Below are 25,566 nucleotides of genomic sequence, written 5' to 3' on the forward strand. Positions count from 1 at the left end.
AGTCGGAAATGGCAAGCGTGATCGAAAAAACCATCCGCAAGGCGGTAGCCCCTGCAATCATGACCGTTGCGGGGATCAATCGTCGGCGTCTGGATGATGCGGACGAAAATCCGTTCCTGCATGGCGTCCACACCCCGATGAAGTCGGAACTGACGCTGACCGACCTGACGGTTACCGGCACCATCCCGACGGAACTGGACGGTCGTTATGTCCGCATCGGTCCCAACCCGTTCGGTGAGGCCGGAAACGGGCATCACTGGTTTATCGGCGACGGTATGGTTCACGGCATCCGCCTCAAGGACGGCAAGGCCGAATGGTACCGCAATCGCTACATCAAGTCGCGCGAGCTCGAAGGGAAGGGCGGCCCCGCAGCCGCACCGGGACCGCGTCGCGGGTTCAGCGACACCGTCAACACCAACGTCCTTGGTGTGGGCGACAAGATCATGGCGTTGGTGGAAGCCGGCTCATACCCGGTCGAACTCGACGGCAATCTCGAAAGCGTCGCCTACAGCAACTTCGGCGGTGGGCTTGCCGGATCGTTTACCGCGCACCCGCACCAGTGCCCCGAAACGGGTGAACACCATGCCATCTGCTATCAGGGGGACGAGGCCGATCGCATCCGCCACGTCGTGCTCGACAAGCAGGGAACGGTCCTGCGAGAGACCGTCATCCCGGTCGCGCATGGCCCTTCGATCCACGATTGCGCGCTCACCAGAAACTACGCGATCATCCTCGACCTGCCCGTGACCTTCTCGATGAAGGCGCTGCTGGCGGGACACAAGTTCCCGTATCGCTGGAACCGCGAGCACCAGGCCCGCGTGGGCCTCATCCCGCGCACCGGGTCTGCCGACGATGTGATCTGGTGCAACGTCGACCCTTGCTACGTCTTCCACGTCGGCAACAGCTTCGAGGACGGTACCGGACGTGTGATCATGGATGTCTGCGCCTATGAGACGATCTTCGATGGCGACATGCCTGGGCCTTATGGCCACCCGCTCGGACTGGAGCGCTGGACCATTGATCCCGCGGCCGGAAGTGTCGAGCGCGTCACTCTCGACGAAACCGCGCAGGAATTCCCGCGCCCGGACGAGCGATATTTCACCAAGCCCTATCGCTACCTCTGGAGCGATGGGATTTCGGGCGAGGCGGATTTCTTCGGCTCGATGCCGATATACCGACACGACCTCGAGACGGGTGAGCGGATCGCGCATTATTTCGGCGAAGGCAGCATGCCGGGCGAATTCGTCTTCGTCCCGCGCTCGGCAAGCGCACCGGAAGGTGACGGTTGGGTGATGGGCTATGTGGTCAACCGGAATGCCGGGACGACCAGTCTCGAAATCCTCGATGCTGTTTCGCTGGAACCGGTTGCCTCGGTGCATATCCCCCACATCATCCCACCGGGCTTCCACGGGAACTGGATTGCCGCTAGCCACGACTGAGTGGAGCCGATTCTCGAACTCAGCGGCCTGACCAAGGTCTATCCCGGCGGGCTGAAAGCCCTCGACAATGTCGACCTGACGATCCGGCGGGGAGAGATCTTCGCCCTGCTGGGGCCTAACGGTGCCGGCAAGACCACCCTGATCGGTGCGGTTTGCGGACTTGTGCGTTCGAGTGGTGGGACCATTCGCGCTTTCGGACTCGATCTCGAAAGCGACTGGCGCAAGGCGAGGGCGCGTATCGGCCTAGTTCCGCAGGAAATGGCCACCGACATGTTCGAGACGGTTTATCGCGCCGTCTCCTATTCGCGTGGACTGTTCGGCGTCTCGCCCGACAAGGCGCGGATCGAGGAAATCCTCCGGAGCCTTGCCCTGTGGGACAAGAAGGACGAGCAGATCCGGGCGCTCTCCGGCGGTATGAAACGCCGTGTCCTGATCGCCAAGGCACTAGCGCACGAGCCCGACCTGCTGTTCCTCGACGAGCCGACTGCGGGCGTCGATGTCGAGCTGCGCAAGGGCATGTGGGCGATCATCGACCAGATGCGTGCGCGTGGCGTCACGATCATCCTGACGACCCATTACATCGAGGAAGCCGAGGAGATGGCCGACCGTGTCGGCATCATTTCCAAGGGCCGGATCCTTATGGTCGACGAGAAGGATGCCCTGATGGCGCGTCTCGGCCGAACCGAGGCGCATATAGCTCTGGCCGAGCCGATGGCTGAATTGCCAGCGGCCATTGCGGGCTTTCCGGTCGAGCTCGAGGAAGGCGGCACTTCGCTGCGCTATCGCGGTGGCGACGGCACGGGGAAGGGCAAGGCCGAGGTGGCAGAGGTGACCAAGGCGCTGACACGCGCCGGCATCGATTACACGGGCATCGAGACCCGGGAGAGCAGCCTTGAAGACATCTTCGTCAGCTTGCTCGGGGAGGACGGCTGATGATTGCCTGGCGTTCCACCTGGTCGATCTACAAGCGCGAGCTGGTCCGTTTCCTGCGTACGGCATTCCAGTCTGTGCTTGCCCCGGTGCTCACAACCTCGCTCTATTTCATCGTCTTCGGAGCGGCGATCGGCGGGCGGATGCCCGACCTCGGCGGGGTCGATTACGGCGCCTTCATCATTCCAGGCCTGTTGATGCTGACACTGCTCGGCGAAACAACCAGCAATTCGAGCTTCGGCATCTACATGCCCAAGTTCACCGGCACGATCTACGAACTGCTAAGCGCGCCGGTCGGTGTCGCGGAGACCCTGATCGGCTTCGTCGGCGCAGCGGCTACCAAGAGCCTCATTTTGGCGACGATCATCCTCGTCACCGCACGCCTCTTCGTGGACTATCACATCGCCCACCCGCTGCTTGCGGTGATCTACATCATGCTGGTCGCGGCCGCCTTCAGCCTGTTCGGCTTCATCCTTGGCATCTGGGCGGACAATTTCGAGAAGCTGGGCATCATTCCCATGCTCTTCCTCACCCCGCTGACTTTCCTTGGCGGGACCTTCTATTCGATCGATATGCTGCCCAAGCCGTGGGACACGATCGCGCTGTTCAACCCGATCGTCTATCTCGTCAGCGGATTGCGCTGGACCTTCTATGGAAGTGCCGACGTCGACATTCGTGTCAGCTTCGCGATCACCATGGCTTTCCTTGCCATCTGCGTGGCTGTCATCGCCTATATCTTCAGGACAGGCTGGCGCCTTCGCGCCTGACAAATCCCTCAATTCGTTCATGAAACAGCAAGTGTATTGCTGAGATAGGGCACGTGCGTCGCGAGGGCGGCGCTCGATAATCAAAAAGGAAGTTCCTTTCATGAGGAAGACCGTACTTGCACTCGCAATCGCCGCTCCGGCGATCGCTCTCCCCACAGCCGCTCAGGCACAGGACGTGGTACCGGGCAGCGGCTTCGTCGCCGTGACCGCGGGTATTCACGACCTCAATGTCGAAGATGAAGTCCAGGCCGCTGTCGTTGGTCTCGAGATCAACGATTCGAGCCCCATCTTCGGCATTGCCGCAGGCTACGACGTTCCGGTCGGCACCGGCCTGTTCGCGGGCGTCGAAGGCAACTTCAACCTCGGCACCGACGCGATCGACAGCGAGTATGGCCTGTCGGGCCGCCTCGGCTTCGCCATGCCCGGCGGCGCCAAGGTCTATGGCCGCGTCGGCTACCAATGGATCGATCTCGACCTCAATGCGATCACCGGCGCCGATGATTTCGACTTCAGCGATTTCGACGATACCGACGGAGACGTGATGGTCGGCGCGGGCGTCGATGTGCCGCTCGGCAAGACCTTCATCCGCGCCAACGTCGATACGGTTTCGTTCGACACGCTGCGTGGCACTGTCGGCGTCGGCATGCGCTTCTGATCCGGTGGGCGGCGGGCTTCGCGCCTGCCGCCCCCTCTTTCGGGATGACTTGGCGTCATCCCCCCGCTAGCGGGGCGGGCATGACTGCTCCCCGTTTCCAGTTTGATATCCACGCCACTGACGGCAAGGCGCGCACCGGCACGATCCGGATGACGCGCGGCGATATCCGGACGCCCGCCTTCATGCCCGTCGGCACGGCTGCGACAGTAAAGGCGATGAAGCCTGAGACGGTGCGCAAGACCGGCGCCGACATCATCCTTGGCAATACCTACCACCTGATGCTCCGCCCCGGTGCGGAACGCGTCGCCAAGCTCGGCGGGCTGCACAAGTTCATGAACTGGCACCGCCCGATCCTGACCGACAGTGGCGGCTACCAGGTGATGAGCCTGTCGGAATTGCGCAAACTGACCGAAGAGGGGGTCGAGTTTCGCAGTCACCTCGATGGATCGAAGCATATGCTGACGCCCGAACGCAGCATGGAAATCCAGCGCCTGCTGGGCAGCGACATCGTCATGGCTTTCGACGAATGCCCGCGCGCCGATCGTCCGCGGGAAGAGATTGCAGCAAGCATGGAAATGTCCATGCGCTGGGCGAAGCGCAGCCGCGACGGCTTCGACAGCGGAGAGGAGCATGCAGCCCGATCGGCCTTGTTCGGTATCCAGCAGGGTGCGCTCGACGAAGAACTGCGCAAGGCGAGCGCCGACAAGCTCACCGACATCGGCTTCGACGGCTATGCGATTGGTGGACTTGCCGTAGGAGAGGGGCAGGAGGCGATGTTCGCCACGCTCGACTTCGCTCCGGGACAACTGCCGGCTCACCGCCCGCGCTACCTCATGGGCGTGGGCAAGCCCGACGATCTCGTCGGCGCGGTCGAGCGCGGGGTCGACATGTTTGATTGCGTCCTCCCCAGTCGATCGGGTCGAAATGGTCAGGCATTCACCTGGAACGGGCCGATCAACCTGCGCAACGCCCGCTTTGCCGAGGACCAGGAGCCGCTCGACAACCGCTGTTCCTGTGACACCTGCGGGACTTACAGCCGCGCCTATATCCATCATCTCGTCCGCTCGAACGAAATCCTCGGGGCGATGCTGATGACCGAGCATAACATCGCCTTTTACCAGCAACTGATGCAGGCCATGCGCGATGCGATTGCCGATGGACGATTTACCGAATTCGCATCGCAATTCAGGACTGAATATTACAACCGATAGCGCGTTGCGTTCACGACGGAATTGTATAGCTTCACCCCATTACTTGAATGGGGGGGCGCATGACTTTCTGGAAGATAGCAAGCGGAGCGTGCTGTACGGCAATTGCTTTCGCATCTCAGGCCTTACAAGCCGGAACGGCGGAGGAAACTGCGGCCAAGTTTGCACTGCGGCCGGTTGTCCTCGACGTCAGTCTGTCGCCTTCGGGTGACAAGATCTCCTATATCGCTCCCCAGGGCGATCGTGGCGAAATTCTCTACGTGATCGACCTCGCGGGTACGGCCCAGCCTGTGGCTGTTATCGCCAATTCGGAAGAAAACACCGATCTTGATGAATGCGATTGGGCAACCGATACGCATCTCGTCTGCTCCCTGTATTTCATCCGACAGGATGGAAACCTGCTCTTGGGGTATGACCGGACGATGTCGGTTTCTGCCGTCGACGGGGCGGCTCGATTGATGTCCCAGCAGACCAATTCGCGCATGCTTCGCGTGACCCAGGACGGTGGTTCGGTGGTCGCACTGGACGTTCCGGGGGAGAAGAACCAGATCCTCATGACGCGGGACTGGGTCAAGGAACGGTCGATCGGAACGCGCGCTTCCAATGATCGCGAAGGGCTTGGCGTCGACAGCATCGATGTCACCACCGGCAAGCGTCAGATCAAGGTCCATCCGGACGTCGATGCCGAGCGATACATTGCCGACCAGTTTGGTGAGGTGCGCCTCAAGATGCGCCACGCGCGCGACCGCAGCACCGGCGTCTACAAGGAAGATCGTACTTACTATTATCGGCCGAAGGGCAGCAGCGAGTGGAAGATGCTGTCGAAGGAGACGCTACAGCCAGGGGGCGGAAACACGGGATTTGTCCCGGTCGCGGTCGATTCTGAGTTGGACATTGCATACGGCTTCGGATCGAAGAACGGATATGATGCGATCTACAAGGTTTCGCTCGCCAATCCTGCGGTGCCGGAGCTCGTTTCGGCGAAGGATGGGATCGAGGTCGATTCCCTTATTCGCGTGGGACGGCAACGACGTGTGGTCGGGGTGAGCTTCGCGACCGAAAGGCGCAATATCGACTATTTCGACCCGGTATTCCGCAAGCTTTCATCAGGTCTCGCGGCTGCCTTGCCCGGTAAGCCGCTTGTCAATATCGTCGATGCGAGCGCCGACGAGAACAAGCTGCTGATCATCGCTGCAAGCGACGTCGATCCCGGCACGGTTTACCTGCTTGATCGCAAGACCAACCAGATGGAACCCCTGCTCGACATGCGCAGCCACATGGATGCGTCGGCGATGGCGGAGATGAAGCCGGTCAACTTCACCGCCTCCGACGGAACCCAGATCCCCGGCTACCTCACCCTTCCCAAGGGTTCGACGGGCAAGGGGCTGAAGGCAATTGTTCTTCCGCACGGCGGGCCAAGCGCGCGCGACGAGTGGGGTTTCGACTGGCTGGTGCAATTCTTTGCCGCGCGCGGTTACGCGGTTCTCCAGCCCAATTTCCGCGGCTCGGCGGGCTATGGCGAGGCATGGTTCGGCCGCAATGGCTTCCAGGACTGGAAAGTGGCAATCGGCGACGTCAATGACGCAGGGCGCTGGCTGGTCAAGCAAGGAATTGCCGATCCCACCAAGCTGGCCATCGTTGGATGGTCCTATGGCGGTTATGCGGCGCTCCAGTCGCAGGTCCTCGATCCCGACCTGTTCAAGGCTGTCGTGGCCATCGCGCCCGTGACCGATCTCGCCAAGATGCGAGAACATGCAACCTATTTCACCAATTCGCGCCTCGTGCGGGGTTTCCTGGGCGAGGGCGCGCATGTCCGGGAAGGCAGCCCTGCGCAGAACGCTTCGGTGATGAAGGCCCCGGTCCTGCTGTTCCACGGGACTTTGGACCAGAACGTCGTGGTCGACCAATCGCGCTTCATGGAAAAGCGTCTCAAGGAAGTGGGTAAGGCTGTAACCTATGTCGAGTTCGACGGCCTCGATCATCAGCTTGAAGAATCCAAGGCACGATTCAAGATGCTCTCTGATATCGACAAGTTCCTCGATACGAACCTCGGAGGCTGACAGTGGCGAAGGAGAACAGGCAGATCGTTGTCCCGGCCAAGTGGGGCCTGCCCTATGCGGAGGATCAGGTGCAACCGGTCAAGAGGCGGGAACAGACTTATATCGTTGCCTTCGCGGTTCTGACGATCATCGCCTGGCAGACCCAGATCGGCACGTTGGTGCTGATGCCGTTCACCCTGCTTTCGACCTGGTGGCACGAGATGGCGCACGGCCTGACCGCGGCGGCGCTGGGCGCCAACTTCCAGCGCCTGGTGATCTTTGCCAATGGATCCGGCTATGCCGAACATTCCGGAGGCCTCTGGTCGGTGGGACAGGCCATAGTCGCGGCGGCGGGGCTGCTGGGTCCCAGTATCGCAGGATCGTTGATGATCATCGCGTCGCGCTCGCGCCGCGCCACGCGACTGGCCTTGCTCGGCCTTGGCGCCGCCCTGCTTGTCACAACGCTGATCTGGGTGCGGTCGATCGTGGGCTGGGTGGTGCTGCCGCTATTCGCCCTTGCCGCGCTCTACATCGCGGCACGAGGCAGTGAGAAGTGGCAGCGCATATCAGTCGAGTTTCTCGGCGTGCAGGGCGCTGTAAGTGTCTACCAGGACTTCGACTACCTCTTCAGTCCGGGCGGGGTTGTTGGCGGGCACGCGGCCTTGTCGGATACCGCCAGGATCGCCGATGCACTGATCCTGCCTTACTGGTTCTGGGGAGGGGCCATCACGGTGGCGATCGTTGCCATGGTCTGGAAAGCGCTCCAGGTCGCCAGCCGCTACTAGGCCGGCTCCTTCTCGCGCATCTCCAGGATTGTTCCCCTGTACGGGATGAAAGTACCCGTCCCGTCGAGAAACCCCGCGCCGATGGCATTTGCCCGCGCCTGCGCCTCGCGCAAGCTATCATACCATTTGCCGCGGCGTTTGGGGGTCAGGAACCGGTATTGGGTCATCGCACCTGCATTAAGCGCGAGGAGGCTCTCGGTTCCCTGCAAACCCCTGAAAATGCGGTGAATTGAAACGAAAAGGGCGGCCCCGCAGGACCGCCCTCTTTCGTGACGATATCGTCGGAACTTAGCGCGAGTAGAACTCGACGACCAGGTTCGGTTCCATGGTGACTGGGTAAGGCACTTCGTCGAGCTTCGGCACGCGGGTGAAGGTCACCTTGTCGTTGCCGTCGGTAGCGACGTAGTCGGGAATGTCACGCTCGGGCAGGCTCTGCGCTTCGATGACGAGCGCCATTTCCTGGGCCTTCTTGCCGAGGCTGATCACGTCACCGACCTTCACGCGACGCGAGGCGATGTTGCACTTCACGCCGTTGACGTAGATGTGGCCGTGCGAAACGATCTGGCGGGCCGAGAAGATGGTCGGCGCGAACTTGGCGCGGTAGACGACCATGTCGAGGCGCTGTTCGAGCAGGCCGATCAGGTTCTGGCCAGTGTCGCCCTTCATGCGCGACGCTTCGATGTAGGTGCGCTTGAACTGCTTTTCGGTGACGTCGCCGTAGTAGCCCTTGAGCTTCTGCTTCGCGCGCAGCTGGAGACCGAAGTCGCTCATCTTGCCCTTGCGGCGCTGACCGTGCTGGCCCGGGCCGTAAGAACGCTTGTTGACCGGCGAATTCGGACGACCCCAGATGTTTTCGCCCATCCGGCGGTCGAGCTTGTACTTGGCGCTGGTGCGCTTCGTCATGAGACGTAATCCTTCAATTTGCTGTCACCATCCCATCGATGGTGCTTCAACCCGGCATCGCACCGCTGGAGCTGTTCTCCAGCGCGGCCACCGCTTCACCGGGGTACGGGGCCAATTCGCGAAGGCGCGCCATTAGCAGTTTTCCCGCTCGCGTCAACCGGTCTGCTTACACCGAATTGCCGTTGGCGCGTGGCTCGGTCGGGTGTAGCACGCCGGGATGGACAGGGCCGCACATCCCGGGAGAGGGGAGGCTGGTCAATGCCCCAAACATTCGACTTTGTCGTCGTCGGTGGAGGTTCGGCCGGAGCAGCGCTTGCTGCAAGGTTGACTGAAGATCCGCAGGTCACAGTTGCACTGATAGAGGCAGGTGGAAAGCCGCCTGCGCACGAGGCGATGCCGATGGCTTGCGCTTCACTTCAGCTCGACCCCGAAACCGACTGGATGTTCAGGGGCAGCGCGGGGAAGGGTGCCCAAGGCTTCCTGAACAAGACCGTTCCTGTCCCGCGCGGGCGGATGCTCGGTGGATCGTCGGGCATCAACTACATGGTCTATGTGAAGGGTCATCCCGGCGACTTCGACAATTGGGCCGCCCGCGGAGCAACCGGGTGGAGCTTCGCCGACGTCCGGCATTGTTTCGAACGCATGGAGGAAGTCCGGCCATCGAACGAGGCGATCATCGATAGCGAGGGACGGGGGACCTCGGGCCCCATCGGGGTGGGGATACGCTCGCCCGTCATCCCTGCCGCGCGGCAGTTCGTGCAAGCTGCGGAAGCGGTCGGGATCCCCTCGGGCGACTACAACGGCAGTGGCCGCTTCGATCCAAATGGAGTCGTCTCGCTGGTCCAGACCAACACAAGGGATGGTCGTCGTTCAAGCACCTATCATGGCTATCTCGAAGGCAAGGCCGAAGAGAGAACCAACCTCACGATCATTACCGGAGCGCACGTCACGAAACTGCTGCTTGATGGAGACGGTCACGACCTTGCCTGTCGGGGAATAGAGTACCGTGATGCGACGGGGGGATTGCAGCAGGTTCACGCGCGCCGCGAAACCGTTCTCAGCGCCGGTGCAGTAGGATCCCCGCACCTGCTGATGCTTTCGGGAGTCGGCTGTCGGCGCGAGCTGGAGGCGGTCGGCATCCACTGTCGCCTCGACAATCCGCACGTCGGCAAACACCTCAAGGATCACTACCAGGTACCCATGGCGTTCAGGGCCCCGGGAGTAGGTGTTCCCCTCGCGGAGTTGGGATTGTCGGCAGGACCCGATGCCCTGCGCGGACCAGACGGTCCGCTCCCGGAAGATCCCGTCGATGACGCAACCCTCAGCCCGGAAAAGCAGGCAATCAAGGATGAAGCGGAACGCCGGCTAGCCGAATGGAACGAACACGGCACAGGCTATGCTGCTTCCTCGATCTACGATGGCATCGGCTTTTTCTCGACCGGCCTGGGCGACGATTACACCCATGACGCGCAGATCGGATTTGTCCCCACGTGCTATGGTCGCGACGTGATTGCGGACCGCCTGCTGATCGATGTCGACCAGTTCTTCGACAATCCCGACGCAGTCTTCGCGCCCGAGGCGGAAAACGTGATCATCCTCGCCAGCAACTGTGTTCCCCATGGCGAAGGCGAACTGGTCATCTCGAGCGCCGATCCGTCGGTCCAGCCGGAAATCAACCTGAACTATTTCGACGATCCCCACGACCTCAAAATCATGGTCGCAATCCAGCGCAAGGTGTTCGAGATTGCTGCCAACTGGCCCGGGGGATTGGGCGGATGGATGGCTCCTCCCAAGCTGGCAAAAATGCACGATTATCGCGATGGCGATGTGCCGAGCGACGCCATGCTGGAGAACGTGGCGCTGCATTTCGCGGCCACGGTCTACCATCTTTCCTGCACATGCCGGATGGGGGATGTGGTCGACGAGCGCCTGAGAGTGAAGGGGGTGAAAAATCTTCGCATCGCCGACGCCAGCGTCATGCCCGAGATACCGAGCGGAAACATCAACGCGCCGAGTATCATGATCGGCGAGCGTGCTTCGGACCTGATCAGGGAGGATCACACGATCGCGATGGAAACGGCCTAGGGTCGCAGCCGACTTGGCGCTCGACAAAAGGCGCTGCAGAGGGCAGTGCGCCGCCCCATGAACGAGACAATTCTGTTGCCCGAGGAATGTGAAACGATGGTCGAAGTTCGCGCCGGTGTCGACGCGACCGATCGCGAACTCATGCAATTGCTGGATCGTCGCTTCGGTTACATGCGAGCGGCGGCGCGGATCAAAACGGACCGAAGTGTTGTGCGCGATGAAGCCCGAAAGGCAGAGGTAGTCGACAACGCGCGCGCGGACGCCGAAACGCGCGGCCTGCCGGGTCCGGATCTGGCCAAGATCTGGGACTTGTTGGTCGAGAGTTCGATAGCTTACGAACTCGTCGAATGGGACCGCATCAGGGCCTGACGCGGCCGCGCATCAATTACCGCGGTTGAAGCGGACCCACTCTTCCGACGTCATGCAGACCTTCTGCTTGCGCCTGCTGTTCATGTCGGTGCGGATGAACTTGCAGATCTCGTCTTCCTTCTTCGTCGCCGCGTCCTGGGTGTCGGCTTTTTCCTCCTTCCGCACCTCGTTGGCCTCCTGGGCGACCAGGGGGGTGGAAAGAAAGGCAAAGCAGCAGGCGATCACGGCAGTACGCATCGAAAAATCCTAAAACAAAACAAGCATCCAAGAGGGCCTAGATAGAGCCCACTCGATAGTCCATGGTCGCTCGATCAACGACTTCGGGGTGGCCTTTCCAGCGAAGAAAGCACGCCTCGCAGCGTTCGTACTTCGAGGTGGTTCCAGCCTGGTTTGGTCAATACTCCACGCAACGTCCGTCGGGTTGCATCCGACCGGCTTTCCGGAAGGTAATATCCCTTCGGCTCCAGCATGCGTTCAAGGTGCTCGATCAGGCCTTCGAGTTCTTCCTGCGGCGCCGGTGGGAGGAGTTCCTCCTGCGTGGGCTGCACCAGTTTCTGGTTCTTTGACCACTCATAGGCGCAAAGGATCACGGCCTGCGCGAGGTTGAGAGATCCGAATTCAGGATTGATCGGGACTGTCAGGATGGCTCGCGCAAGGGCGACGTCCTCGGTCTCGAGACCCGAGCGTTCGGGTCCGAACAGGAAAGCGCTGCGTCCAACATTCTCAGTCATTTCGCGCGCTGCTTCTTCGGGGGTAAGAACCGGCTTTGTCACACCGCGTTTGCGCACCGTAGTCGCATAGACATGCGCGCAGTCGGCCACCGCCTCTGCGGTAGTGGCGAAAACCCGCGCCTGTTCGAGCACGGTGTCCGCTCCCGCAGCGGCGGGTCCGGCCGAGGGATTGGGCCAGCCGTCACGCGGCTCGACCAGGCGCATTTCGGTCAGGCCGAAATTGAGCATGGCGCGCGCCGCCTTGCCGATATTCTCGCCCAGCTGCGGCCGGACGAGTACCACCACGGGCTTGTTCGTATCAGCCACGCGACTTTCCGTCTTGGGCCGCTTCCTGCACGGTGCTGGCAAATTCTTCGAAATCGCGCGCTTCGCTGAAGTCGCGATAGACCGAGGCGAAACGGATATAGGCCACGCTGTCGAGCTGGCGCAGGCCGTTCATGACCATTTCGCCGATGCGTTGAGAGGAAACCTCGGCCTCGCCCGCTGTTTCGACCTGGCGCTGGATACCGCTGACGAGCTGGTCGATGCGCTCTTGCGGCACGTCGCGCTTGCGGCAGGCGAGGGTTATCGACTGTTCCAGCTTGCCGCGGTCGAACGGTTCGCGACGGTCACCCGACTTGACCACCGTCACCTCGCGAAGCTGTACGCGCTCGAATGTCGTGAACCTGCCCCCACAGCTTGAACACTGGCGACGCCGGCGGATCGAGGTGTTGTCCTCGGTCGGCCGGCTGTCCTTTACCTGGCTGTCGTCATGTGCACAGAATGGGCAGCGCATTTAGGTCCGTATACGTTTGTAGAGGGCGTAGCCTGCACCCGCGACACCGCCAATGAGCGGGCCGACCACCGGCACGAAGATACCTGCGGCGGCTCCGACAGCAGCACCCTTCAGGACCGGCTTCGATGAAGGATGATTGAGTCCTTCGTTGATCATGTCCTTGAGTTCTTCTGCCGCATCCGGAAACAGGTTGGGATCTTTGGGACGTTCATCGCGATCCGACATGAATATTCTCCTGGAAATCGAATAGTTGTCGGAAGGAATGACCACAATTACAGCGCTATGTCACGCGAGTATTGGTCCAAGTTGGCGAAGAAATCAGGGCCTTAGGCGCCTGTAAAGCATGAAGCCTGCTCCCGCGATAAGGCCAATGGGCCACGTTACCACTGGCAGGACTCCGCCCACGACCGCGCCAACCGCCGCACCGGCAAGTACAGGTTTCGTGGACGGATGATCGAGGCCCTGCTTAAGCATGCTCTTCACCTCTTCCTGAGCGTCGGGAATGAGGTCGTGGTCCTGATGCTTGGGATCCTGTTCGTCCATATGCTCTCTCCTCAGCGGCCGGGATAAACCGGGAAGGCAGCGCAGAGTTCGGCGACCTTGCCACGCACCGCTTCTTCGACCTGACCGTCACCCTCGGGGCCATTGCGCGACAGACCGTCTACCACTTCGGCGATGAGCGCGCCAATCTTCCGGAACTCTTCCGTCCCGAAACCGCGCGTCGTGCCTGCCGGCGTGCCAAGGCGGACGCCGCTTGTAACGAAGGGGCTGCGCGTGTCGTAGGGAATGCCGTTCTTGTTGCAGGTCAGCCAGGCGCGATCTAGGCCCTTCTCGGCATCCTTGCCGGTGACGTCCTTGGCCGTGAGGTCGACCAGCATAGAATGGTTGTCCGTGCCACCCGAAACCACGCGCAGGCCGTTTTCCTCGAGGCTCGCGGCAAGCGCACGGGCGTTGTCGACGACGCGGCGGGCATAGTCCTTGAAGTCGGGACGCAGCGCCTCTCCGAACGCAACCGCCTTGGCGGCGACGACATGCATCAGCGGACCGCCCTGGAGGCCGGGGAAGACCGCCATGTTGAGCGGCTTGGTCAGTTCCTCGTCGTTCCAAAGGATCACGCCCGAACGCGGGCCGCGCAACGACTTGTGTGTGGTGGTGGTGACCACATGGGCATGCGGGAAGGGGGAAGGATGTGCGCCGCCTGCGACAAGGCCGGAGATGTGGCTCATGTCGACCATCAGGTAGGCGCCGACTTCGTCAGCAACCTTGCGGAAGGCTTCCCAGTCCCACACGCGTGAGTAGGCGGTGCCGCCGGCGATGATGAGCTTGGGTTTGTGCGCCTTGGCGGTCGCCATGACCTCGTCCATGTCGATACGCTCGTCCTCGCGGCGCACGCCATAGCTTACGGGCGAGAACCACTTGCCGCTCATGTTGACGGGCGAGCCATGGGTAAGATGACCGCCCGAATTGAGGTCGAGGCCCATGAAGGTGTCGCCCGGCTGAAGGAGCGCGAGGAACACAGCCTGGTTCATCTGGCTGCCCGAGTTGGGCTGGACGTTGGCGAAGTTGCAACCGAACAACTGCTTGGCACGCTCGATGGCGAGCGTCTCCACCACATCGGCATAGTCGCAGCCGCCGTAATACCGTTTGCCGGGATAGCCTTCCGCGTATTTGTTGGTGAAGACCGATCCGGTGGCTTCGAGAACGGCGGTCGAAGCGATGTTCTCCGACGCGATGAGTTCGATCTTGTCCTGCTGGCGCTTCAGTTCCTTACGGATGGCGGCATGGATTTCGGGATCGGCCTCGGCAAGCGTGTCATGCCAGAAGCGGTCCATCGGATCGCGGTCATGGGAAGCGGGCTGGGTGGCCAAATCAGGTCTCCGGGTTCGAAAGCTTGTCGACGCGGCGCTGATGGCGTCCGCCGGCGAAATCGGTGGTGAGGAAGGCTTCGAGACACGCCTTGGCCATGTCGCTGCCGGTCAGGCGCGCACCCATGGCAATGCAATTCGCGTCATTGTGCTCACGGGCTAGCGAAGCGGACAGAGGTTCCGACACCAGCGCGCAACGGACGGCAGGGTTGCGGTTGACGCTGATCGAAATGCCGATGCCCGATCCGCAGAGGGCAACGCCGCGTTCTGCGGTCCCGTCGGCAACCACCGAGGCAAGCTTGTATCCGAAGTCCGGATAGTCGACGCTGTCAGTGGTATCGGGGCCAAGATCGGCAACCTCGTGCCCCTGCTCGATCAACCATTCACGCAGTTCGGCTTTAAGGTCGATGGCGGCATGGTCGGAGGCAATGGCGATACGCATGGCGGCCCCATAGGCGAGGTAACCGATTCCCTCCACCCCAAAGCCTTGCTTTTCGACCACTGCTGTTGGACCGGGTGAACCGGCACATGTGGGTGAATACGTTGGTCGTCAGGAATCGAACAAAGGTCGACGAAGGCTTACTAATTTGAGCGATTGCTACATGATCCGGCAATGGATCTCATGACCAACAGGCGCGATGCCCTATGCTTCGTGGGCGGAGGTCTTCTGCTGGGGAGTTGCGGCATGGCATCCCAATCGGAATCAGGCATAGCGACTCGTCCGGCAACGCTTGGCGACATACCCGAAATCGTCGGCATATTGGGCGCATATCGCGACAAACTTGCCCACTGGTCACCGCAATTCTGGCGCCCGGCACCGGGTTCGGCAGCGATGACGACGATGTATCTGGGGTCGCTCGTCGGGAAGGAGGAGCACATCTTCCTGGTGGCAGAGGAAGCCGGGGCGGTGATTGGCTTCGCGCTGGCGCTGGAAACCCCCGCACCTCCTGTATACGCCCCCGGTGATACCGGAACGCTCGACGATTTCGCTGTGTTGGACGATGAGCGATGGGAGGAAGTCGCAGGGGCTCTGCTCGCCGCAATCGTGCGCAACGCGAAAAAGCTTGGCTGGAAGCAGCTCATAGCAGTCAGCCCCAAGGCCGACGACCTGAAAAACCGCCTATTGGAAGAGGCTGGCCTCGTCGTCGCATCCCAATGGTGGACGACGAAGCTCTAGCCAAACTTACTGGTCCAGAAAGGACCTCATCTTGCGGCTGCGGCTCGGGTGCTTGAGCTTGCGCAGCGCCTTCGCCTCGATCTGACGGATACGTTCGCGGGTCACCGAGAACTGCTGACCGACTTCCTCGAGCGTGTGATCGGTGTTCATGCCGATACCGAAACGCATGCGCAGCACGCGCTCTTCGCGCGGCGTGAGCGAGGCAAGGACACGGGTGACCGTTTCCTTGAGGTTCGACTGGATCGCCGCATCGACCGGGATGATGGCATTTGGATCCTGAATGAAGTCGCCCAGATGGCTGTCTTCCTCGTCGCCGATCGGCGTTTCGAGCGAAATCGGTTCCTTGGCGATCTTCATCACCTTGCGAACCTTTTCGAGCGGCATCGAGAGGCGTGCGGCCATCTCTTCCGGCGTCGGCTCGCGACCTTCCTCGTGGAGGAACTGGCGGCTCGTGCGGACCAGCTTGTTGATCGTCTCGATCATGTGGACCGGGATACGGATGGTGCGTGCCTGGTCGGCGATCGAGCGGGTAATCGCCTGCCTGATCCACCATGTCGCATAGGTGCTGAACTTATAGCCGCGGCGGTATTCGAACTTGTCGACCGCCTTCATCAGGCCGATGTTGCCTTCCTGGATGAGGTCGAGGAACTGCAGGCCGCGGTTGGTGTACTTCTTCGCGATCGAGATCACCAGGCGCAGGTTCGCCTCGACCATTTCCTTCTTGGCGATACGCGCTTCGCGTTCACCCTTCTGGACCATGTTCACAATGCGACGGAACTCGTCGAGCGCCATGCCGGTCTGGCTGGCGATGTCGGAGATTTCCGCACGGATGCGTTCTACCGCATCGGCTTCACGCTCGGCGAAAGCTGCCCACTTCTTGTCCTTCTTGGCGCGGTCGGTGAGCCAGGTATCGTCGAGCTCGTTGCCGATATAGGCATCGAGGAAGTCGGCGCGCTTGACCTTGTGGCGCTCGGCAAGGCGCAGCATCTGGCCACCCAGCGCCGTGAGGCGACGGTTGAAGGCGTAGAGGTTGTCGACCAGGAACTCGATCTTGGTCGCGTGGAATTGGACGCTTTCGACTTCAGCGGTGAGCTGTTCGCTCAGCGCTTCGTACTTCTTTTCCTTGGCCGGCGGGAAAGCCTCGCCGCGGCCCATGATCTCGACTCGCTCGGCCTGGAGCTTCTCGAACTTGCCGAAGAGGTCCGTGATGCGGGCAAAACGTTCGATGGCATCCGGCTTGAGCGCGGCTTCCATCTGGGCGAGGGACATGGTGTTGTCTTCCTCGTCGTCATCGTCCGCGGCGCGACGCTTGGACGAGCCTTCGCCGTCCTCGTCCTCGTCTTCGTCGACGTCTTCCTCTTCCTCGACCTCGTCGTCGTCGCGGATGGTCGGGCCCGCAGTCGCTTCGGAGATCTCGCCGTCGTCGTCATCGTCCTCGGCGTCGTCGGCGAGCTTGTCGGCAGGCGGTTCCTTGGAAAGCATCGCGTCGAGATCGAGAATCTCGCGCAGCTGCATTTCCTCGTTGTTGAGGGCTTCGGACCACTGGATGATGGCGTGGAAGGTGATCGGGCTCTGGCACAGGCCCATGATCATCATGTCGCGCCCGGCCTCGATGCGCTTGGCAATGGCGATTTCGCCTTCGCGGCTGAGCAGTTCGACCGCACCCATTTCGCGCAGGTACATGCGCACCGGGTCATCGGTGCGTTCGCCGGTCGCCAGCTTCTTGGAGGCCGCTGCAGTCTTTTTTGCAGGCTTCGAATCGTCGTCGTCGTCGTCCGAATCGTCGGCGGCGATTTCCTCGACGTCGTTGTCCGAATCCTCGGCCGCCTCGGCGTCCTCGTCACTCTCGACGATCTGCACGCCCATGTCGGACAGCGCTGACTGGATATCCTCGATCTGGTCGGAACTCATCTCGCCCTGCGGAAGGGCGTCGTTGAGTTCGTCATAGGTGACGTATCCGCGCTTTTTCGCCTTGGCGATCAGCTTCTTGATCGATGCTTCGTTGAGATCGATCAGCGGTGCGTCGTCATTGTCGCCAGACTTCGACTTGGTGGCCATAAACTTCAGTCAACCTAATCTGTAAGGCGTCCGGGACCTGCACCCTTAGCCATCATGAACCCGTTTCGTCGGCCGCAGCAGCCTTCCGCCGCCCGAACTGTTTCAAACGCTCGTTAAGGGCCAGTAAGCGCTCGCGCAATCGGGCCTGTTCGGCGAAAGAACCTTCCGGGTCGCGATCGAAGCGCGCAGTCGCCTCCGCCAAAGCGGATTCGAGCGCGGGCCTTTCGACCAGCAGCGACACAGCCTCGGCCAGATCCTCGCGCGCATCACCCGGGTCGGTGCCTTCATCGAGGAAGGCGAAATGAGCTTTTTCCGGTGGGGCGGGAAGGCCGTGTGCGAGCGATATGGGCGATTGCGCGGACAAATCAAGCGTCTCGGCCGCCTCCAGCAGCGAATCGATGGCGGGACCGACATTTCTGTCACGCATGGCGAACTGGTGCAGGGCATGCTCGTGGCGGTGGATCTGGTCTGGGAACCGAACGAGGCCGGCAATAACGGCACGGGCAAGGGCGTCGCGTGAGCCACCGGATATGGCCCGCGTAAGCTGCTCGCGCGCTACCGGCGACAGGGCGGGCGCGGGCTGCTTCCACTCGCCTTTTCGGAAGGTCTTGCGCGGCGCGAATTCGCGCTGTGGGCGCGAGGGGAAGGCGAATTCGGAAAACCGCTCGAGCAGCTCGCGCTTGTAGAGCGAACGGATGTCAGGGTGCTGGATGGTCTCGACATGGTCAAGCAGGCGCGCCTTGAGTCCGGCCTTGTCCTCGGGTGTGTCGAGGGGAGCGGACATGCGCTCAAAATCCCAAAGGGTATCGAGCAGGCTGACAGGTCGCGACAAAAGTTCCTCGATCGCACTTGCGCCCTTTTCGCGGATGAGGTCGTCCGGATCCATGCCACTGGGCAGGCGGACTATCGAGAGCGAGTGGGCAGGGCGAAGCATTGGCAGGACGCGCTGGATTGCCCGCATGGCCGCCCGCTGGCCGGCATTGTCGCCATCAAAGCACAGTATCGGCCGTTCGACCTGGCGCCAGAGCAGCTCGATCTGGTTCTCGGTCAGCGCCGTACCGAGCGGTGCAACCGCCTCGCGAATACCGGCGTTGGCGAGGGCGATTGCATCCATGTAGCCCTCGACCACGATGATCCGCCCAGTCTGCCGGGCGGCAGGAGCAGCGCGGTGGAGGTTGTAGAGCGTACGCCCCTTGTCGAAGAGCGGAGTATCGGGGCTGTTGAGGTACTTCGGCTTGCCTTCGGGATCGAGCACGCGGCCGCCGAAGGCGATGACCCGCCCGCGCATGTCGTGGATGGGCAGCATCAGGCGATTGCGGAACCTGTCGTAGGGTTCCTTGTCTTCGACCGAGATACGCATGCCGGATTCGATCAGCATGGACTCGTCGAAACGAGATAACGCGCCCTTCAGTGCCTGCTTGCTTTCAGGCGCGAAGCCGAAGCCGAATTCGCGGATTGTCGCGTCCGAGAAGCCGCGTCGTGCAAGATAGGCTCTCGCCTGCGCCCCTTCGGGCGACGTCAGGTTGCCGGCGAACCATTCCTGCGCGGCGCCGGTCACGTCGTGAAGACTGGCGCGCTTCTCCGCCCGTTCCGCAGCACGCGGGTCGGGGGCAGGAACTTCCATTCCCGCTTCGCCGGCCAGTTCCTTGACCGCATCCATGAACGGCATGCCGCGCTGGTCGGTCAGCCAGCGAATTGCGTCCCCATGCGCCTCACAGCCGAAGCAGTGGTAAAAGCCCTTCTCGTCATTGACGTAGAAGCTGGGCGACTTCTCGTTGTGGAACGGGCAGCAGGCCTTGTATTCGCGCCCCGCCTTGGTCAGGCGCAGGGTACGACCGATCACCGCGGACAACGTGGTCCGCGCGCGCAGTTCGTCGAGCCATTGGGGTGTGAGCGCCATAAGGTCGCAGACCTTATAGACCCGACGCCGCCACCGCTAGCGCGGCTTCTTGCCCTCCACAGGCTTGTCCTCAGCCGGAAACGGCCCCCGTGCTGCCGAATGGTTACCGTCGACTTCGAGCAGGTAATTGTCGGCAGGTCCCGCAGGCGGGAGGGTCGACTGCCACCAGAAGGTGATGGTCGAACCGGGCTTCCAGCCTCCGCCTTCGGTCACGCGCCAGATCAGGCCGCCGTTGTCGAGGGTAGTGGTAATGGCCTCGGGAGCGCCAAGCGCCGCCTCCGCCTCGGCCTTCGCGTAGCCGATGGCACCGGTGAAGCCGTGCGCCTTCGCCGTCGTGCGGAAAAGCGTCGGCGCCGCTTCGACCACTTCAGGACCGGAGGTCGGCTTAATCTCATCCTTTTCGGCGTCGTCCAAAGTGACCTGATGCACATAGGTGTAGAGCGTGCCTTCGGGCATCTTTCCGGGTACGCATTCGGTCACCTCGGCAGGACAGGCGACATAGCTGACCATAGTGCCGATCTCGGCGTTTCCGGCGCTGAGCACGGTTTCGACTTGCGAGCCCTGCGGCCCGACCACTTTCGCGCCGAGCGTCGCCAGGTTGAGGTCTGCGGCAACGAGGTTGCGCGGTGCGGCGACCGTGGCCGTCGGGGTGGGCAGCGGCTCGGGGTCGCTCTTGCCGCACGCCGCAAGCACAATCAGCAGGGGCAGGGCGAGCGCGTGACGCTTCACGAAAGCGCTTCCTTCACCAGGCCGCTGGCCTTGCTCATGTCGAGCGAAGCGCCGTGGCGGGATTTGAGTTCACCCATCAGGCGGCCCATGTCCTTCATACCCTCGGCGCCGATCTCGCCCTTGATCGCGGCGATGGCAGCGCGGGTTTCATCCTCGCTCATCTGCTTGGGCAGGAATTCCTCGATCACCGCGAGCTCGGCCTTTTCCTTGTCGGCGAGTTCCTGGCGTCCGCCGCCTTCGTACATTTCGATCGATTCGCGGCGCTGCTTGGCCATTTTCATGAGCACGTCGGTGACGAGCTCATTGTCCTCCGGCTTCTTGTCCGAAGTGCGCAGTTCGATGTCGCGATCCTTGATCTTCGCCCCGATCAGGCGGAGCGCGGCAGTGCGCTCCTTGTCCTTGGCCTTCATGGCGGTGACGGTTTCGGCCTGGATTTTCTCGCGAAGCATGGAAGTCCCTGTGTCAGTAAGCTGTGGATGATTCACGCCTCATTTAGGGCAGCGCGCCGCAAAGCCAAGACTTGTGCAGATTGGCGGGTTGACGGGACTCGTCGAGACCCCTAGCGGCTGGGTCTTAGCACACATCGCCGGAAACCCCTGACTCGGAGAGCCCAATGGCCCTGTCCGCATTCTCGCACGCGCAACCCAAAGGCGCGACGGGAGTCCTCGTCCTCGCGGACGGAACTGTAATCTGGGGCAAAGGCTTCGGCGCGACGGGTTCTGCCGTCGGCGAGGTCTGCTTCAACACCGCCATGACCGGCTACCAGGAGGTGATGACCGATCCCTCCTACGACAGCCAGATCGTCACCTTCACCTTCCCGCACATCGGCAATGTCGGCGCGAACGAGGAAGATCACGAGAGTCGTGGCCTGGGCGCGGTTGGCTGCATTGTTCGGCAGGAGGTGACGCCGCAATCGAACTTCCGGGCGCAGCAGGAATTCGTCGAGTGGATGACAGCGCACGGAAAGATCGGGCTTTCGGGAGTCGACACCCGCGCCCTGACACGTCGCATTCGCCTTAACGGCGCGCCCAACGCGGTGATCGCACACAGTCCGCGCGGCGAATTCGACCTGAAGGCGCTAAAGAAACAGGCCGCCGAGTGGAGCGGGCTCGAAGGGCTCGACCTCGTTCCGTCCGTGACGCGCGGCGTTCTGGAGGACTGGCGCGGCGGGCATTGGCAGCTGGGCTTCGGCTACCATGAGGCAGGCCACGAGCGCCCCCATGTCGTCGCGATCGACTATGGCGCCAAGGACAATATCTTCCGCAACCTGGTCAAGGCAGGGGCCAAGGTGACCGTCGTACCGGCGCGCAGCACGCTGGAGGAAATCCTGCGTCTCGAACCCGACGGCGTGTTCCTTTCGAACGGCCCCGGCGACCCGGCGGCGACGGGCGAGTATGCCGTGCCGGTAATCAAGGGCCTGCTCGAGCGCGATATTCCGCTGTTCGGCATCTGCCTCGGCCACCAGATGCTCGGCCTCGCCGCGGGCGCAAAGACCGCCAAGATGTTCCAGGGCCATAGGGGTGCCAATCACCCGGTCCAGCGCGTGGGATCGAGCTGGGGCGAAAGCGAAGGCCTCGTCGAGATCACCAGCATGAACCACGGCTTCGCGGTCGATGCCGACACACTGCCGGACTCGGTCGAACAGACCCACGTCTCGCTCTTCGACGGCACCAATTGCGGCATCTCGATCAAGGGCAAGAAGGCCTTCGGTGTGCAATACCACCCCGAGGCGAGCCCCGGACCGCAGGATAGCTTCTACCTTTTTGAAAAATTCGTTGGGATGCTCGGATAAATGCCCAAAAGAACTGACATCTCCTCGATCCTCGTCATTGGCGCTGGTCCGATCATCATCGGCCAGGCTTGCGAGTTCGACTATTCCGGCACGCAGGCGATCAAGGCGCTGAAGGAGGAGGGCTACCGGGTCGTCCTGGTCAACTCCAACCCCGCTACGATCATGACCGATCCAGAGATGGCCGACGCGACCTATGTCGAGCCGATCACGCCCGACATCGTTGCCAAGATCATCGAGAAGGAGCGGCCCGACGCGGTGCTACCGACAATGGGCGGGCAGACGGCGCTCAACTGCGCGCTCTCGTTGTTCAACGACGGCACGCTGGAGAAGTACGGCGTCAAGATGATCGGTGCCGATGCCGATGCCATCGACAAGGCTGAGAATCGCCAGCGTTTCCGCGCTGCGATGGACAAGATCGGCCTCGAAAGCGCGCGCAGCGGCGTGGCGCACACGGTCGAGGAAGCGCTCAATGTGCTCGAGACCACGGGCCTGCCCGCGATCATCCGTCCCAGCTTCACGCTCGGCGGTACCGGTGGCGGCATTGCCTACAACAAGGCCGAGTTCGAGCGGATCGTGCGCGAAGGTCTCGACGCCTCGCCCACGACCGAGGTCCTGATCGAGGAATCGCTCCTCGGCTGGAAGGAATACGAGATGGAGGTTGTCCGCGATCGCAAGGACAACTGCATCATCATCTGTTCGATCGAGAACGTCGATCCGATGGGCGTTCACACGGGAGACTCGATCACCGTCGCCCCGGCGCTGACGCTTACCGACAAGGAATACCAGATCATGCGCACCGCCAGCATCAACGTGCTGCGCGAAATCGGCGTGGAAACAGGTGGTTCCAACGTACAGTTCGCAGTCAATCCGAAGGACGGCCGCCTGATCGTCATCGAGATGAACCCGCGCGTCTCGCGCTCCTCGGCGCTGGCATCCAAGGCCACCGGCTTCCCCATCGCGCGCGTCGCGGCGAAGCTGGCGGTTGGCTACACGCTCGACGAGATCCAGAACGAGATTACCGGCGCGACGCCCGCCAGCTTCGAGCCGACCATCGACTATGTCGTGACGAAGATCCCGCGCTTCGCGTTCGAGAAGTTCAAGGGTTCGAAGAACGAGCTGTCGACCGCGATGAAGTCGGTCGGAGAGGTCATGGCGATCGGGCGCTGCTTCGCGGAATCGATGCAGAAGGCGCTGCGCGGCCTCGAAACCGGGCTGGACGGGTTCAACCGCGTGGTCGAGCTCGAAGGCGTGCCCAAGGACCAGATTTTCGCCGCCCTTTCGCAGCGTACGCCCGACCGCATCCTCAAGATCGCCCAGGCCTTCCGCGAGGGGCTGAGCGTCGAAGAAATCCAGCCGATCACCGGCTTCGACCCGTGGTTCCTGCGCCAGATCGAAGCGATCATCTACGAGGAGCAGATGCTCGGCCACAACGGCCTGCCTCGCGACGCAGCGGAGATGCGTCGCCTGAAGGCCATGGGCTTCTCAGACAAGCGCCTCGCCACGCTGGCGGTGCGTTCGGTCGGCGTTGCGGGCGGGCTTGCCGAGACCCAGGCGCGGCGTTCGGGCCTGCTCCATGACGCGTTGCGCGCCATGGCGGGCGCGACGAGCGAGGAAGAGGTGCGCAAGCTGCGCCACAAGCTCGGCGTCTATCCGGTCTACAAGCGGATCGACAGCTGCGCTGCCGAGTTCGAAGCGATCACGCCCTACATGTACTCGACTTACGAGGCGCCTACCTTCGGTGAGCCGGAAGACGAGGCGAACCCGTCGGACCGCAAGAAGATCGTCATTCTCGGCGGTGGCCCGAACCGCATCGGGCAGGGCATCGAGTTCGACTACTGCTGCGTCCACGCTTGTTTCGCCCTTGCCGAAGCCGGGTTCGAGACCATCATGGTCAACTGCAACCCGGAAACGGTCTCGACGGACTACGACACCTCCGACCGCCTCTATTTCGAGCCGCTGACAGAAGAGGACGTGCTCGAGATCATGCGCGTCGAGATGTCGAAGGGCGAGGTCGTGGGCGTGATCGTCCAGTTTGGCGGGCAGACCCCGCTGAAGCTTGCAGCTGCGCTCGAACGGGAGGGCGTTCCGATCCTCGGTACCAGCCCCGATGCCATCGACCTTGCCGAGGATCGCGAACGCTTCGCCAAGCTGGTCGCCAAGCTCAAGCTCAAGCAGCCCGACAACGGCATTGCACGCAGCCGTGACGAAGCCGCCGCCGTGGCCCGCACCATCGGCTACCCGGTGCTCCTGCGCCCGAGCTACGTCCTTGGCGGCCGCGCGATGGAGATCGTCGATAGCGAGGCGCAGCTCGACGACTACATCAACACGGCGGTCAACGTTTCGGGAGACAGCCCGGTGCTGGTCGACCAGTATCTGCGCGATGCCGTCGAATGCGACGTCGATGTGGTCTCGGACGGCTTTGAGGTTCGCATCGCCGGCGTCATGCAGCATATCGAGGAAGCCGGCGTCCACTCGGGCGACAGCGCCTGCACTCTGCCGCCGTACAGCCTGCCCGACGACATCATCGCCGAAATGGAACGGCAGGCTGAGGCGCTCGCCAAGGCACTTCAGGTCCGTGGCCTGATGAACGTCCAGTTCGCGGTGAAGGATGGCGAGGTCTACCTTATCGAGGTCAACCCGCGCGCCAGCCGCACTGTGCCTTTCGTCGCCAAGGCCATCGGCCGCCCGGTCGCCAAGATCGCCGCACGCGTCATGGCAGGCGAGGGGCTGCACGAGTTCGAGCCCTTCGACATCCGCCCCAAGCACATGGCGGTAAAGGAAGCCGTCTTCCCCTTCGCGCGCTTCCCGGGTTCTGACCCGGTGCTGTCGCCGGAAATGAAGTCGACCGGCGAAGTCATGGGGATCGACAAGGACTTCCCTGCCGCTTTCCTCAAGTCGCAGCTGGGTGCTGGCATGCACCTGCCGCGCGAAGGCACGCTGTTCGTATCGGTGAAGGATAGTGACAAGGATGTCATCCTCCCCGCGGTGAAGACCCTGCTCGACCAGGGCTTCAAGGTCATCGCCACGGGTGGCACGCAGCGGTTCCTTGCCGAGCGCGGCCTGGAGGTCGAGCGGGTCAACAAGGTGGCCGAGGGTCGTCCGCACATCGTGGATGCGATCATCGACGGCGAAGTGGCGTTGATTTTCAACACCACCGAGGGTTGGCAGTCTCTTCTAGACAGCCAGTCCATCCGCGCGAGTGCGCTTGAGAAGAAGCTGCCGTACTACACGACAGCTGCCGCCTCGGTGGCCGTGGCACGATCCATAGCAGAGGTCTCGCCGAGCCAGCTTGAAGTGCGTTCATTGCAAGACTATTATAGCTGACAAGAACAAGACGCATTTCCCCTCCCGACATTCGA

At 62.1% G+C, this 25,566-nt stretch carries 25 protein-coding genes; 12 read left to right on the plus strand and 13 right to left on the minus strand.

The features are described from left to right. Nucleotides 1-8: 8 nt before the first annotated feature. The 7 genes from IRL76_RS05010 to IRL76_RS05040 all read left to right on the plus strand — a co-directional run bounded on the left by IRL76_RS05010 (nucleotide 9) and on the right by IRL76_RS05040 (nucleotide 7,823). Complete coding sequence (locus IRL76_RS05010; RefSeq protein ID WP_200983693.1) at nucleotides 9-1,439, plus strand: 8'-apo-carotenoid 13,14-cleaving dioxygenase; 1,431 nt, start codon at nucleotides 9-11, stop codon at nucleotides 1,437-1,439. Further along, nucleotides 1,440-2,372, plus strand: a complete 933-nt coding sequence (locus tag IRL76_RS05015) for an ABC transporter ATP-binding protein (protein WP_200983694.1) — start codon at nucleotides 1,440-1,442, stop codon at nucleotides 2,370-2,372. It begins immediately after the preceding gene. Then, the gene (locus tag IRL76_RS05020; RefSeq protein ID WP_200983695.1) at nucleotides 2,372-3,136 is read left to right on the plus strand and encodes an ABC transporter permease; all 765 of its coding nucleotides are present in this window, start codon (nucleotides 2,372-2,374) and stop codon (nucleotides 3,134-3,136) included. Before IRL76_RS05015 ends, IRL76_RS05020 begins: the two co-directional genes overlap by 1 nt. A gap of 100 nt (nucleotides 3,137-3,236) precedes the next feature. Beyond that, a complete protein-coding gene (locus IRL76_RS05025) occupies nucleotides 3,237-3,791 on the plus strand; it encodes an outer membrane beta-barrel protein (protein WP_200983696.1) in 555 nt (184 codons plus the stop codon). An 80-nt stretch (nucleotides 3,792-3,871) separates the two neighbouring features. Next, a complete protein-coding gene (tgt, locus tag IRL76_RS05030; RefSeq protein WP_200983697.1) occupies nucleotides 3,872-5,002 on the plus strand; it encodes a tRNA guanosine(34) transglycosylase Tgt in 1,131 nt (376 codons plus the stop codon). A gap of 59 nt (nucleotides 5,003-5,061) precedes the next feature. Beyond that, nucleotides 5,062-7,059, plus strand: a complete 1,998-nt coding sequence (locus IRL76_RS05035; RefSeq protein ID WP_200983698.1) for an alpha/beta hydrolase family protein — start codon at nucleotides 5,062-5,064, stop codon at nucleotides 7,057-7,059. Between the two features lie 2 nt (nucleotides 7,060-7,061). Next, complete coding sequence (locus tag IRL76_RS05040; protein WP_246450007.1) at nucleotides 7,062-7,823, plus strand: M50 family metallopeptidase; 762 nt, start codon at nucleotides 7,062-7,064, stop codon at nucleotides 7,821-7,823. Here the strand turns inward: IRL76_RS05040 and IRL76_RS05045 are convergent. Further along, the gene (locus IRL76_RS05045; protein WP_200983699.1) at nucleotides 7,820-7,990 is read right to left on the minus strand and encodes a hypothetical protein; all 171 of its coding nucleotides are present in this window, start codon (nucleotides 7,988-7,990) and stop codon (nucleotides 7,820-7,822) included. The genes IRL76_RS05040 and IRL76_RS05045 overlap by 4 nt on opposite strands. Before the next feature lie 121 nt (nucleotides 7,991-8,111). Continuing rightward, nucleotides 8,112-8,726 (minus strand): 30S ribosomal protein S4, encoded by a 615-nt coding sequence (gene rpsD / locus IRL76_RS05050; protein ID WP_200983700.1) that lies wholly within the window; start codon nucleotides 8,724-8,726, stop codon nucleotides 8,112-8,114. 258 nt (nucleotides 8,727-8,984) lie between these two features. Between rpsD and IRL76_RS05055 the strand changes: the two genes are divergently transcribed. Then, the gene (locus IRL76_RS05055) at nucleotides 8,985-10,811 is read left to right on the plus strand and encodes a GMC family oxidoreductase (RefSeq protein ID WP_200983701.1); all 1,827 of its coding nucleotides are present in this window, start codon (nucleotides 8,985-8,987) and stop codon (nucleotides 10,809-10,811) included. 57 nt (nucleotides 10,812-10,868) lie between these two features. Further along, on the plus strand, nucleotides 10,869-11,180 hold the full coding sequence (locus tag IRL76_RS05060) for a chorismate mutase (RefSeq protein ID WP_200983702.1): 312 nt from the start codon (nucleotides 10,869-10,871) through the stop codon (nucleotides 11,178-11,180). A 12-nt stretch (nucleotides 11,181-11,192) separates the two neighbouring features. Here the strand turns inward: IRL76_RS05060 and IRL76_RS05065 are convergent, their stop codons facing one another. The 7 genes from IRL76_RS05065 to rpiB all read right to left on the minus strand — a co-directional run bounded on the left by IRL76_RS05065 (nucleotide 11,193) and on the right by rpiB (nucleotide 14,993). Beyond that, the gene (locus IRL76_RS05065; protein WP_200983703.1) at nucleotides 11,193-11,417 is read right to left on the minus strand and encodes a hypothetical protein; all 225 of its coding nucleotides are present in this window, start codon (nucleotides 11,415-11,417) and stop codon (nucleotides 11,193-11,195) included. Between the two features lie 74 nt (nucleotides 11,418-11,491). Beyond that, nucleotides 11,492-12,217 carry an RNA methyltransferase gene (locus tag IRL76_RS05070; RefSeq protein WP_200983704.1) on the minus strand — a complete coding sequence of 242 codons (726 nt, stop codon included), beginning with the start codon at nucleotides 12,215-12,217 and terminating at the stop codon, nucleotides 11,492-11,494. After that, nucleotides 12,210-12,686, minus strand: coding sequence for a transcriptional regulator NrdR (nrdR, locus tag IRL76_RS05075; RefSeq protein WP_200983705.1), 477 nt, complete (start codon nucleotides 12,684-12,686; stop codon nucleotides 12,210-12,212). The genes IRL76_RS05070 and nrdR overlap by 8 nt, the downstream gene beginning before the upstream one ends. Further along, nucleotides 12,687-12,911 carry a hypothetical protein gene (locus tag IRL76_RS05080; RefSeq protein ID WP_200983706.1) on the minus strand — a complete coding sequence of 75 codons (225 nt, stop codon included), beginning with the start codon at nucleotides 12,909-12,911 and terminating at the stop codon, nucleotides 12,687-12,689. A 93-nt stretch (nucleotides 12,912-13,004) separates the two neighbouring features. Continuing rightward, nucleotides 13,005-13,229, minus strand: a complete 225-nt coding sequence (locus IRL76_RS05085; protein WP_200983707.1) for a hypothetical protein — start codon at nucleotides 13,227-13,229, stop codon at nucleotides 13,005-13,007. A gap of 11 nt (nucleotides 13,230-13,240) precedes the next feature. After that, the gene (glyA, locus tag IRL76_RS05090; protein ID WP_200983708.1) at nucleotides 13,241-14,518 is read right to left on the minus strand and encodes a serine hydroxymethyltransferase; all 1,278 of its coding nucleotides are present in this window, start codon (nucleotides 14,516-14,518) and stop codon (nucleotides 13,241-13,243) included. 37 nt (nucleotides 14,519-14,555) lie between these two features. After that, the gene (rpiB, locus tag IRL76_RS05095) at nucleotides 14,556-14,993 is read right to left on the minus strand and encodes a ribose 5-phosphate isomerase B (protein WP_200984188.1); all 438 of its coding nucleotides are present in this window, start codon (nucleotides 14,991-14,993) and stop codon (nucleotides 14,556-14,558) included. A 243-nt stretch (nucleotides 14,994-15,236) separates the two neighbouring features. Here rpiB and IRL76_RS05100 point away from each other — a divergent pair, with 243 nt between their 5' ends. Next, complete coding sequence (locus IRL76_RS05100) at nucleotides 15,237-15,728, plus strand: GNAT family N-acetyltransferase (RefSeq protein ID WP_200983709.1); 492 nt, start codon at nucleotides 15,237-15,239, stop codon at nucleotides 15,726-15,728. A gap of 6 nt (nucleotides 15,729-15,734) precedes the next feature. On the opposite strand, the gene rpoD is transcribed toward IRL76_RS05100, so the two are convergent. The 4 genes from rpoD to IRL76_RS05120 are packed head-to-tail and all read right to left on the minus strand — an operon-like array spanning nucleotide 15,735 to nucleotide 20,864. Beyond that, the gene (gene rpoD, locus IRL76_RS05105; protein WP_200983710.1) at nucleotides 15,735-17,786 is read right to left on the minus strand and encodes an RNA polymerase sigma factor RpoD; all 2,052 of its coding nucleotides are present in this window, start codon (nucleotides 17,784-17,786) and stop codon (nucleotides 15,735-15,737) included. Between the two features lie 52 nt (nucleotides 17,787-17,838). After that, nucleotides 17,839-19,686: a DNA primase gene (dnaG, locus tag IRL76_RS05110; RefSeq protein ID WP_200983711.1), complete on the minus strand. Its 1,848-nt coding sequence runs from the start codon at nucleotides 19,684-19,686 to the stop codon at nucleotides 17,839-17,841. Nucleotides 19,687-19,722: 36 nt separating this feature from the next. Next, nucleotides 19,723-20,415: a putative periplasmic lipoprotein gene (locus IRL76_RS05115; protein ID WP_200983712.1), complete on the minus strand. Its 693-nt coding sequence runs from the start codon at nucleotides 20,413-20,415 to the stop codon at nucleotides 19,723-19,725. Then, on the minus strand, nucleotides 20,412-20,864 hold the full coding sequence (locus IRL76_RS05120; RefSeq protein ID WP_200983713.1) for a GatB/YqeY domain-containing protein: 453 nt from the start codon (nucleotides 20,862-20,864) through the stop codon (nucleotides 20,412-20,414). The genes IRL76_RS05115 and IRL76_RS05120 overlap by 4 nt, the downstream gene beginning before the upstream one ends. 164 nt (nucleotides 20,865-21,028) lie before the next feature. Between IRL76_RS05120 and carA the strand changes: the two genes are divergently transcribed. Both carA and carB read left to right on the plus strand, forming a co-directional pair. Further along, nucleotides 21,029-22,207, plus strand: a complete 1,179-nt coding sequence (carA, locus tag IRL76_RS05125) for a glutamine-hydrolyzing carbamoyl-phosphate synthase small subunit (RefSeq protein ID WP_200983714.1) — start codon at nucleotides 21,029-21,031, stop codon at nucleotides 22,205-22,207. Next, nucleotides 22,208-25,531 carry a carbamoyl-phosphate synthase large subunit gene (gene carB / locus IRL76_RS05130; RefSeq protein WP_200983715.1) on the plus strand — a complete coding sequence of 1,108 codons (3,324 nt, stop codon included), beginning with the start codon at nucleotides 22,208-22,210 and terminating at the stop codon, nucleotides 25,529-25,531. The last annotated feature ends 35 nt before the right edge of the window (nucleotides 25,532-25,566 follow it).

The organism is Qipengyuania soli (assembly GCF_015529805.1).
In the GTDB taxonomy this organism is placed as follows: domain Bacteria; phylum Pseudomonadota; class Alphaproteobacteria; order Sphingomonadales; family Sphingomonadaceae; genus Qipengyuania; species Qipengyuania soli.